Origin of the sequence: Tychonema sp. LEGE 07196 (assembly GCF_963890365.1) — a bacterium.
GTDB lineage: Bacteria > Cyanobacteriota > Cyanobacteriia > Cyanobacteriales > Microcoleaceae > Microcoleus.
Genome location: NZ_CAWPRX010000096.1, coordinates 1 through 10471 on the forward strand (window position 1 = coordinate 1; position 10471 = coordinate 10471).

Sequence of the window (10471 nt, forward strand, 5' to 3'; positions counted from 1 at the left end):
CCCTTATACCAATTTCATGTAGCGCTAGAGATTACCCCCCCAACCCCCCCTCCCGCGGGGGGGCTAAGAATTTATACGTAGCACATCTTTAGGAAAATGGTATAATTTACAATTTTTGGTCAATATTCTAGTCAAAAGTTAGCAAGGGCGATCGCACTTGTTGCCTCAAAAATCCGGTTTTTTTTGAGATGTTTCGTAACCGGATGCAAAATTCCCAGAAACCGGGTTTCTACCGCGCGCGATTCACACGCCGAACTCAGAAACCCGGTTTTTTTTGAAATGTTTCGTAACCGGATGCAAAACTCCCAGAAACCGGGTTTTTTGTCCCCGATTCGCCGCCCCTGCAACTGTCGCTACCTGTTAATCTCAAATCCTACTATTTGTATTGATGCAAAGGGCGATCGGACTAATTATCAACAAAACTCCAGCCAAACTCTTGACATTTGCACTTTCACAACAGCTATAATCAAAATACATACAGCAGCGGCAGAGATTAACACAATGCTTGAATTGTAGGCCGCCAACTAATAATCGGGAAACTATCATTAAGACGGTAAGCCATCTACCAACACTCACCAAGTCTTAAAATTTTTAATCATCCCCATGCTCGAACCACAAAATTTCGGTTCTCAGTCTGCAGACATTGTAACAGGAGAGCGATCGGTCTCTCAAATTTCCCAACCCACAACTAATCAAGACTTTATTTATAAAGTTTTGGAACTTACTAATATAGAACGCAGCAAATTAGGTTTTTCTGCCCTAACTTTAAATACTCAATTACTGAGTGCGGCGCAAACTCAAAGCCAAAATATGGGACTGCAAGACTTCTTTTCCCATACCGGAAAAGATGGTTCATCAGCCGGAACTAGGATTCAGACAACGGGCTATCAATACTCAACTTATGCAGAAAATATCGGTGCGGGTTATGCTACACCGGAACAAGTCATTGAAGGATGGATGAACAGTACGGGCCACCGCGCTAACATTCTTAATCCGAATCTCAAAGAAATAGGAATTGGTTACTATTTCTTAGCAAACGATACTGGTAGCGTCAATTTTAATCATTATTGGACGCAAGTTTTTGCTACTTCGCTTGACGGTAGTGTCAATCCCGCACCAACTCCGACACCAACTCCGACACCAACTCCGACACCAACTCCGACACCAACTCCGACACCAACTCCGACACCAACTCCCGCACCAACTCCCAACACATTAGTAGTAATTAATTCGCCAATACCGAATGCTACAGGGGAGGGCAGCCCGACAGCAGGGCCAAAGAATACAGCCAGCGACGGCAATTATTTCTTATCAGATAATGCCGATACTCAAATACCGGCAAATGCTGCGGGATTGCCAATTTTTGCTCTTTCTGGTAAAGATAATCTCACTGGTGGAGAGGGTGTTGATAACATTAATGGAATGCAAGGTGCTGATACAATTAACGGCGCTGGCGGCAATGATAGTTTATGGGGTGGCAAAGATTCGGATTCAATTGATGGCGGTGCTGGTAATGATTTTATCAGCGGTAATAACGATAACGATCGACTGATCGGATCTGACGGCAATGATACTATTCGCGGTGGGAAAGAAGATGATATTTTGATTGGCGGTAATGGATCCGATTTGTTGGCGGGCGATCGCGGGCAAGATATTTTGACGGGGGGTGCTGGTGATGATACGTTTATATTGGCAGGAGGTTTGTCGGCTTCTGCTAGTTTAATTGGTGCCGATGTAATTGCCGATTTTGCGATCGGGGATAAGATTGGTTTGACTGACGGTATCGGATTTGCCAACTTGACTTTTGAAGCTGTGAGTTTGCAGTTGGATGGAGGCGCAAGCGTCGCTTCTACGGCGATTAAGTCTGGTAGTAATTATTTGGGCATCGTGCAGGATGTAAGTCAAAGTCAGCTTACATCTTCTGTTTTTGTTAACGCCTAAAAAACACCATATCGAGATTCCCGACTTCTTGGAGAAGTCGGGAATCTAAAAACAAGAGCACTTTAGTGGTTCAGCTTAAAAGTCTGTGGTAAGAGCGATAGATTCTGCATCAGACTGAAACGAGTCGTTTAGCAGTTTGGTGATTGTATCAGCGTTAGCAGGGCGACTGAAGTAAAACCCTTGACCTTCATCGCAGCCTCGCGCTTGCAGGTAGTCACGCTGCTCCTTGGTTTCAATGCCTTCTGCGGTGATCGTTAACCGCAGACTTTTTGCCAGAGCAATGATCGCATCAGTAATGGTGGCGCTGTTCGGGTTAGACAGTACATCTTTGACAAAGGATCGATCGATCTTGAGCATATTAACCGGAAACCGTTGCAGGTAGTTGAGCGAACAATAACCTGTGCCAAAGTCGTCTAGGGCGAGGGACACGCCAAGTTCTCGCAGTTGCGTTAAGATTGTGACCGATCGCTCAATATCTGACATCAAGGCACTTTCAGTCACTTCCAGTTCTAAATACGCAGCTTCGAGTTCCGTCTCGGCCAAAATTTGGCGAACCATCTCAACCAGATTCGTTTGCTCAAATTGTCGAGCCGACAGATTCACCGAAATCCGCAGGGCTGGCAGCCCAGCCAGTTGCCAGCAGCGGTTTTGAGCGCAAGCCGTTCGCAAGATCCATTCACCAATGGGCACGATCTCGCCATTGGCTTCGGCGATCGGAATAAATTTTACCGGAGACACCAAACCCTCTGTAGAATGCTGCCAGCGAACCAGCGCCTCCGTTGCTGTCACCCGTCCGCCCTGCAGGTCGATCAGCGGTTGATAGTAAACCAGTAGTTCGTTGCGTTCCAGGGCTCCGCGCAGGCTATTTTCTAGGGCCAGTCGCTCCTGTAAATTAACGTTCATTTCCGGTGAATAAAACTGATAGTGACTCCACCCTTGCTGCTTGGCCTGATGAAGTGCGAAGTCGGCTTGCTGAAGAAGTTTCCCTACAGAATTCGTATTTTCTAGATGGTTTAATGTAATGCCAAGACTGGCGGTGATGTGGATCTGTTGGCCGTTGATAGAGAAAGGTTTGGTCAGCGTACTCAGCAGCATTTGGGATAGCTTGACCACACTCTCCAGCGAGGGGAGTTCGCTGCGAGCGATCGCAAACTCACCGTCGCCCAAACGCGCCAAGGCATCTGACCCATCTATGCACTGTACCACCCGTTGGGAAACGGCTATAATTAGTAAGTCGCATATCCCAGGCTTCAACGCATGGCGAATCCCTGTGAAATCATCGATACCTAATACCAGCACTGCGACTAAGGGTGAGTTATTTTGAGATCGGGTTTGATTCAGGCGATCGCAGAATAAGTCACGATTTGGCAATCCAGTCAGTTCATCGTAGTGGGTAATGTAATGAATCAATTCATCTAGTTTGTAAAGCGTTTGTGATGAATTTGCCATCAGCGTACCGACTTCATCGGTAAACTTTGTGGGTAAGTTCGGCAATGTTCTGGTATCGAGGTAGTTTTGTAGAGCCTCCGAGGTTAAGATTACCGGAACCAGGAGGTGGCGTAGCGTATAAAGCGTTGCTGCCGTACCCGCTAATGTCGCCAGCAGAGCAATCAGCAGAACCCGGACTGATGTCTCTAGAGAGTAAGCGTTGGAGGTGAGAAACCAGACCATTAAGGTTAGCAAAGGAACGTGCGTGCCTAAAAATGCAACCACCATAATTTTGGCAGTGTAGCTTTTTTTCAGCCAGGGGAGATGCCCCAAGAATGAGTATAGGTTAACGTTAGGTTTTGGTTGCATAGGACTCGGTTTTAATTTTCAAGGTGGGTAGAGTATCCAGTAGTCTCGTACTAGGTGCGTTGGCTTCAGAAACGGCTTTTTCAACTAAGGAGCGCTCGCCTCAAATAAAGCATCAGCATCCTATACAAACGGTTTTCGCTCTAGCAAACTATCGAGGATAATATTGGTGTCTACTAATACCTTGATTTTAGGTAATGCTCCACCAAACGTTCTTCTAACATAAGTGCAACTTCCGCAATTTTTGGCGGTGGCATATCAGTTTTTGCTAGTCCTTTGAGTCGCTTGGCGGCACCTTGGCGATCGGGGCAAAATCTAATTTTAACTTCGGTATTTGTTGGTGGGTGGTGGATGAGTTTTTGGTAGCCCAGTCATCGGTTCCACGAAGTTATTTAGTAAAGATTGTGGGGGTTTGAGTTCCCGTCTGATGGACTCAACAATCGCATTGACTAGAGCTAATCTATCGGTAACTGATAGTTTGTGCGCTTCTCGGCTTAAGGGCGGCCAAGGTATTTGCGGTATTTGGGATTAGTTCATATTTTTTCTATTTTTATATTTTGATATTTTATAAGGCTATTGTAGCAAATTTAGGACTTACGCATAGGGCTAGAAACCGGGTTTTTCCCTTGAATATTGGTGGTGATGAGCAGATTTGGGAAAAAACCCGGTTTCTTTGTCGGAGTGGGTAAGTTTTGCGCGGGTGGCCAGAAACCGGGTTTTTTCGACAATTGTTGGTTGTGATGCGTAGATGCGGCCAAAAACCCGGTTTCTTTGAGGGACGCGAATGGCCGAGAAACCGGGTTTTTTCGACAATTGTTGGTTGTGATGGGTAGATGCGGGCAAAAAACCGGTTTCTGTGAGGAGGCGCGCAAGGCCGAGAAACCGGGTTTTTTCGATAATTCTTGGTTGTGATGCGTAGATGCGGGCAAAAACCCGGTTTCTTTGTCGGAGTGCATAAATCCTGTGAACTTTTGGTATAAGTTAACTGGACAAATCCGCCTCCTGAATGCCGCGTCTTTGCTAATTGCGATCGGGCTAACTGCTGACAGTATCATCACCAAAATTATCGAGAAATTTTTGCAGCGAATCGCGTCTATTGCGAGTCCAATCGTTATTAGGAGCAATGGCTAAAGAGCGATCGAACATTTCCAGCGCCTCTTGCCAATTTTTGAGTGCTTCCTTTCTCTCAGATAATTTTTCTTGCAAATCACCCAGACATCGCAGCACATTCCCTTTGTTGGTAAGAGCAGCGATAAACTCCGGTGCAGTAAGTAACACAGAATTAAAGGCAGCGATCGCATCAAAGTAAGACTGTTTTGCAGCCTCAAATTCACTTAGCTGTGCTTGCAAATCACCCAGACATCGCAGCGCAATCCCTTTGTTGTTGAGAACACCGATATCATCCGGTGCAATAAGAAAAACAGAATTCAAGGCAGCGATCGCCTCAAAGTAAGACTGTTTTGCAGCCTCAAATTCACTTAGCTGTGCTTGCAAATCACCCAGACTTAACAGCGCCTTTCCTTTGTTGTTGAGAGCACAGATATCATCCGGTGCAATAAGTAAAGAAGAATTACAGGCTGCGATCGCCTCAAAGTAAGAATGTTTTGCCGCCTCAAATTCACTTAGCTGTGCTTGTAATTCACCCAGACCTCGCAGCGCATTCGCTTTGTTGTTGAGAACACAGATAGCATCCGGTGCAATCAGTAAAGCAGAATTCAAGGCAGCGATCGCATCAAAGTAAGACTGTTTTGCAGCCTCAAATGCACTTAGCCGTGCTTGCAAATCACCCAAACGTCGCAGCGCATTCCCTTTGTTGTTGAGAGCATTGATATAATCCGGTGCAATAAGTAAAGCAGAATTATAGGCTGCGATTGCCTCTGAGTAAGACTGTTTTGCAGCCTCAAATTCACTTAGCTGTGCCTGTAAATTACCCAGACATTTCAGCGCAATCCCTTTGTTCTTGAAAACCTCGATATCATCTGGTACAATCAGTAAAGCAGAATTATAGGCTGCGATCGCCTCAAAGTAAGACTGTTTTGCGGCCTCAAATTCACTTAGCTTTGCTTGCAAATCACCCAAACTTTGCAGCGCATTCCCTTTGTTGTTGAGAGCATTGATATCATCCGGTGCAATAAGTAAAGCAGAATTACAGGCTGCAACTGCCTCTAAATATTCCTGTCTTGCCTCTACATATCGAGCCAACCGAGCATAGTAATTTCCCTCCGATCGCGAAACTCTACCAAGCCAATAATCACTTTTAATCCACAACTCATCTCTAACTTCCAGCAGCGCCTCGCATTCCTTATAGCGACTCTTGTCCAAAGCTTCATCAAACACCTCTTGCCATTCCTTCACACCCCGCTCCCAATCCAAGCGATTAGCATGAAAAATGGCCTCACCCGCATCCCCCACTTCCCGATAATGCCCCTCTAAAACCTCATGAGCCCTGCGAGTTTTCGGATTATCCCGATCGGCATCCAAGCGCCGCAACAAATCGTGAATCCGATACCAATTATTCCCCCGCTTTTGGGATTCCCAAACAAAGGAAAAGCCAGTCAACATCTCAAAATTTGCACTGCTTGCTTGGAAGTGACAACCAGTTCCTAATTTCACGTACAAATCCTCATCAAAAGCGCGGCAAGCACTCAGTGAATGCACGGCCGATCGCACTTCGCGATCCACATAAGTCAGCAACCGATCCGTTAACTCCGCAGTCTTATTTTCCAACTTCGGAATCCGCGCAAAATCCGACGCCAGCAACTCAATACCCCGCCTTCTTTCTGCCAGCACCGCATCCGCGCACAAACCCAAATAAAACGGATGTACCTGCAAATTCTCCAAATTATCAGCGGGATTGACGCTGGCATATTTAATTACAGCATCTGCCAAATCTGCCTTGTAAATTTCCACTTTGTGCAAGTAATCCCTAGCATCGGCGGGCGACAAATGCCACACCAATTGTGCATCTATATAATCTGCCGGAATCGGAAACTTTGACGCATTCGGCCACCGCAATTGCGTTACCGGACAATCTCGCCCCGCCACAGCAACCACAATCCCCAATTTGTAATCCAATGCCCTCAACAACCGCCGAAACCACTCATCTTGGTACCAAAAAGTTGCGCCTTGAGAATTACGTTTTTCCTCCCACATTTTTTCGTGAGTATCGAACAACATGACAAGGCGTTCTGGTTTATTTTTGCCAGCCATTGCCGCATTCAAATCCCCGGCCAATAATTTCGGCAAACAGTCCATTAATTCAGTATCAATATCTTTACGGCGAATTTGATCCGCCGTTTCGTCGCCGACACCCAGGCGCTGTTGAATTAATTTCATCACTCCCTTAATCCCGCTCAATTTAACTATGCCTTTAATCACGGCTACTGCTTGCGCCACCACCGGAAATCCTGCAAAACTTTCAATAGCAGGTGTCACCAATTGAATGACATCATCGGGGAAAAGTTGGCTGAGAGTTGCGTCAGACTCGCCTTTATTCAACAAATACCAAAAGCAAGCAAAATCATAATTGGGAAATTTAAATTTGTGTTTCTTGGTGGCTTCTGCGATATTTCGCCGCAGCATTAGCAAGCCGTAAAATCTATCTTGCGGTTTATCTTCTTTGATCGGAATTAATCCGAAATCGTGTCTGACTGCGGGGATGGGAGTGTAGGTTTTAGCTGCTGCATAGCGGACGGAATTAGCAACTTCGGCGGCTTGCGATTCTGGGACTTCGCGCCATTGTTTCCACACATCCGGTGCAAATTTTTTGCAGCAGTGAAATTCCAAGTGTTTTAGCAGCAATGACTTGCCGTTGCCTCCATCCCCGAAAAAATACAAAATTTGTTCGCGGGGCGGGTCTTCGTTTAAATAAAAGGCAAATCGGCGGGTAAATTCGTGTCTGTCTGTGAACAGTTGCAGTTGGCGATCGCCCGCGATCGATTCGCTTTCAAAGTCTTCGTCGTCAATTGGCATGGTTGTTCGGGTGTGGTGGTTTATGGATTAATATTGCAACGGCAGATTTAAGGCAGATAAACACTGATGAACGCAGATAATTTTAGGATATCTGATGAATGAGTATAAAAGGTCTGTTGTTAGCTGAAGTTTATTGCAAATGTTAATTCAAGGGTATGGGGCTATAGTTGCCGAAGTGCCTTCGGGTGAGGTTATCTTAGACAAGACGCGATCGCAAGCACAGTTATGGCATCTCCACACAATCCAAATTCGGCGGATTCATCTCTGAAACAGTCTCTAGAGGCTGGGTTAGCTGCTTTGAAACAAAAAGATTACCAAAGCGCGATCGCCCTTTTAGAATCCGTTACCCAAAGCGCTGCAAATCAACCGCCCGGAATCCGCGCGCAAATGGGGTTAGTCGCTGCGTACAAAGCAACCGGCAATCTCAAAAGCGCGATCGCCCTTTGCACTTTGCTGAAAAAAAGTTCCAATCCTCAAGTTAAAACTTGGGCCGATCGCACTTTAAAAGAATTAACCCCGCCCCGCCCTCCAAAACCACCGGAAACTCCCCCCAAAACAGGCTTTGTCGCCTTTGATGCCGCAACAAAATCTGCAGAAAAAACGCTTGAGGGCGATGGCTTACGCCCCGCTGCGCTACGGTCGATCGCAGACAAAAAAACCGGATTTTTACCCTTAGAAGCGACTGCCGCGCCTGGAAACCCCAAATCGCGACAGATTTCCCCGCCTCCTCCACCCCAAAAACCGCAAAACCCTACAGAAACTAGCGGCGAAAACAGTTCCGATTCCGCAACAAATATCGAACTCCCAAGGGCAGAGACTTACCAACTGACTTGGCGCGAAGCAGGGCGCACAAAAAACCCGCAGCCCCTGAAACCGCTAAAATTGCTGAATTTTTGGATTGGGGCTGCTGTAAGCGCGATCGCCCTATTTTTCCTCGCCCGATTTGTCCTGCAATTTTTGCTGACAAACACTAATTCTCTGTTGGTTCAGTTTTACATATTTACAAGACTGCCTATTTTCGCGCCGATCCAACTTTTTTACCGCGATCCAACTTTCTTTGTGCAGATAGTTTTTGGATTGCTTTTGGCCTCATCTCCCTGGCTGACAGACGCGCTGCTAAAACTATTTTGCGGCATCGAAACCCTGCGCGGCTCAGTTTTATCCAAGCACAGCAAAGAAGCTAGTCGGGTACTCCGCAGTTTTTGTACCAAGCAAAATATGCCAACCCCTGTGTTGAAACTCTTGCCGCTAAATGTTCCTGTGGCTTTCAGTTACGGCTGTTTGCCCCGTTTTGCTCGGATTGCTGTGAGTCGCGGGCTGTTGGAACAGTTGACGGATGATGAAATTGCCACTATTTTTGCGCGGGAATTAAGCCACATTTCTCACTGGGATTTTGCGCCGATGTCGCTGGCGTTGCTGGTGATTCAGATTCCTTACTTGATTTATTGGCAAGCGGCATACTGGAGTGAGAGATTGTGCGATTTAATGACGATCGAGTTTTTGCGTTTTGCTGTGAGATTTTTGGCCGCTGCAATTTCTGCTATTAGTTACGGGATTTATAAGTTGTTGCGCTGGCCGATGTTGTGGCTGTCGCGCCGCCGGGTGTATTTTAGCGATCGCACCGCTGCGGAAATTACGGGCAATCCTAACGGTTTGACGCGGGCGCTTGGTAAAATGGCGATCAGCATTGCTGCAAATATCGAACAGCAAAAACAAACTAGCTTTTTTCTTGAAGGTTTTGATTTGTTGTTACCCCTGGGAGTCGGACAAGCTGCAACCATTGGATCTGCAGCCTTGCGCGCGCCGCTGTCACAGATTTTGCTGTGGGATGTCACCAATCCCGATCGCGCTTGGCTGACGGTTAACAGCACGCATCCTTTGCTGGGAGAGCGTTTGAAGCTATTGGAACTTTACGCGCAATTCTGGAAAATCGAGACAGAGTTAGATTTGGCGAGTCTGTCGCTGGAATCACCGAAGAAACGAAAATTGTCTCTGTTGAAATCAATACTCGAATTTAAAGACTCAAAACTATTTTTACAGGGCGCGCCGTTTTTTGGAATTCCCATGAGTTTGGGCCTGGTGGCGCTGCTTTGGCTGATTGGCTGGATTTTTTCGCAGACGAGTATTTGGCGGCTGGATTGGCTTTTGGGCGATCGATCGATCTTTTGGGGCTGTTTGCCGATCGGATTTAGCATCGGTACTTTGATGCGGATCAATTATTTTTTCCCCGACATTACGCCGCGAGAAACCGCTTCGCCGAGTTTACCCGAAATTTTGTCAAATCCCGATGTTTTGCCCGTGGATGCTCAACCAGTGCAGCTTTCCGGGCAGCTTTTGGGTAGGACTGGTATTGAAAATTGGCTGGGACAGGATTTGATTTTGCAAACGGCGACTGGTTTGGTGAGGTTGCACTATGTTTCGAGGTTTGGGCCCTGTGGTTCTTTGTTGCCGCAACCTACTCGCCCCAGCGATTTGATCGGAAAACCAGTTGTGGCGACTGGTTGGCTGCGCCGGGGTGCTAATGTGGCGATCGACCTCGAAACCCTCCGCAGTCAAGGCAGCCTAGTCAGTAACAGCGGACATCCGATTTGGTCTGCGATTTTGGCTTTTGCTGCTGCTTGTTGGGGCGCATACATCATTATCCAAGGCGGAAGATGAGGGAATTTGGCATTGGAGATTGCACAAAAGGTTCGTAGTACGGACTTCAGTCCGCACTACAAACCAATAGAACTCTTGCAAAAATACAGTTCACCCACCCCAACCC

General features: G+C 46.7%; 5 protein-coding genes. 2 read left to right on the forward strand and 3 right to left on the reverse strand.

The genetic code is table 11. The features are described from left to right. The first annotated feature begins 603 nt into the window (after positions 1-603). A complete protein-coding gene (locus tag AACV78_RS11780; RefSeq protein ID WP_194012820.1) occupies positions 604-1941 on the forward strand; it encodes a CAP domain-containing protein in 1338 nt (445 codons plus the stop codon). 75 nt (positions 1942-2016) lie between these two features. Here AACV78_RS11780 and AACV78_RS11785 read toward each other — a convergent pair whose 3' ends face one another. The 3 genes from AACV78_RS11785 to AACV78_RS11795 all read right to left on the reverse strand — a co-directional run bounded on the left by AACV78_RS11785 (position 2017) and on the right by AACV78_RS11795 (position 7707). Further along, complete coding sequence (locus tag AACV78_RS11785; RefSeq protein WP_194012821.1) at positions 2017-3738, reverse strand: putative bifunctional diguanylate cyclase/phosphodiesterase; 1722 nt, start codon at positions 3736-3738, stop codon at positions 2017-2019. 584 nt (positions 3739-4322) lie between these two features. Further along, positions 4323-4691, reverse strand: coding sequence for a hypothetical protein (locus AACV78_RS11790; protein WP_194012822.1), 369 nt, complete (start codon positions 4689-4691; stop codon positions 4323-4325). A 79-nt stretch (positions 4692-4770) separates the two neighbouring features. Beyond that, positions 4771-7707, reverse strand: coding sequence for a tetratricopeptide repeat protein (locus AACV78_RS11795; protein WP_194012823.1), 2937 nt, complete (start codon positions 7705-7707; stop codon positions 4771-4773). Between the two features lie 225 nt (positions 7708-7932). Here AACV78_RS11795 and AACV78_RS11800 point away from each other — a divergent pair, with 225 nt between their 5' ends. Next, entirely contained in the window at positions 7933-10365 is a 2433-nt protein-coding gene (locus AACV78_RS11800; RefSeq protein WP_194074408.1) for a M48 family metalloprotease, read from the forward strand. Positions 10366-10471 lie beyond the last annotated feature (106 nt).

Bases quoted from the DNA above. Each gene is read 5' to 3' on its own strand.
- AACV78_RS11780 (WP_194012820.1), top strand. From the start codon at position 604: ATGCTCGAACCACAAAATTTCGGTTCTCAGTCTGCAGACATTGTAACA.
- AACV78_RS11785 (WP_194012821.1), bottom strand. From the start codon at position 3,738: ATGCAACCAAAACCTAACGTTAACCTATACTCATTCTTGGGGCATCTC.
- AACV78_RS11790 (WP_194012822.1), bottom strand. From the start codon at position 4,691: ATGCACTCCGACAAAGAAACCGGGTTTTTGCCCGCATCTACGCATCAC.
- AACV78_RS11795 (WP_194012823.1), bottom strand. From the start codon at position 7,707: ATGCCAATTGACGACGAAGACTTTGAAAGCGAATCGATCGCGGGCGAT.
- AACV78_RS11800 (WP_194074408.1), top strand. From the start codon at position 7,933: ATGGCATCTCCACACAATCCAAATTCGGCGGATTCATCTCTGAAACAG.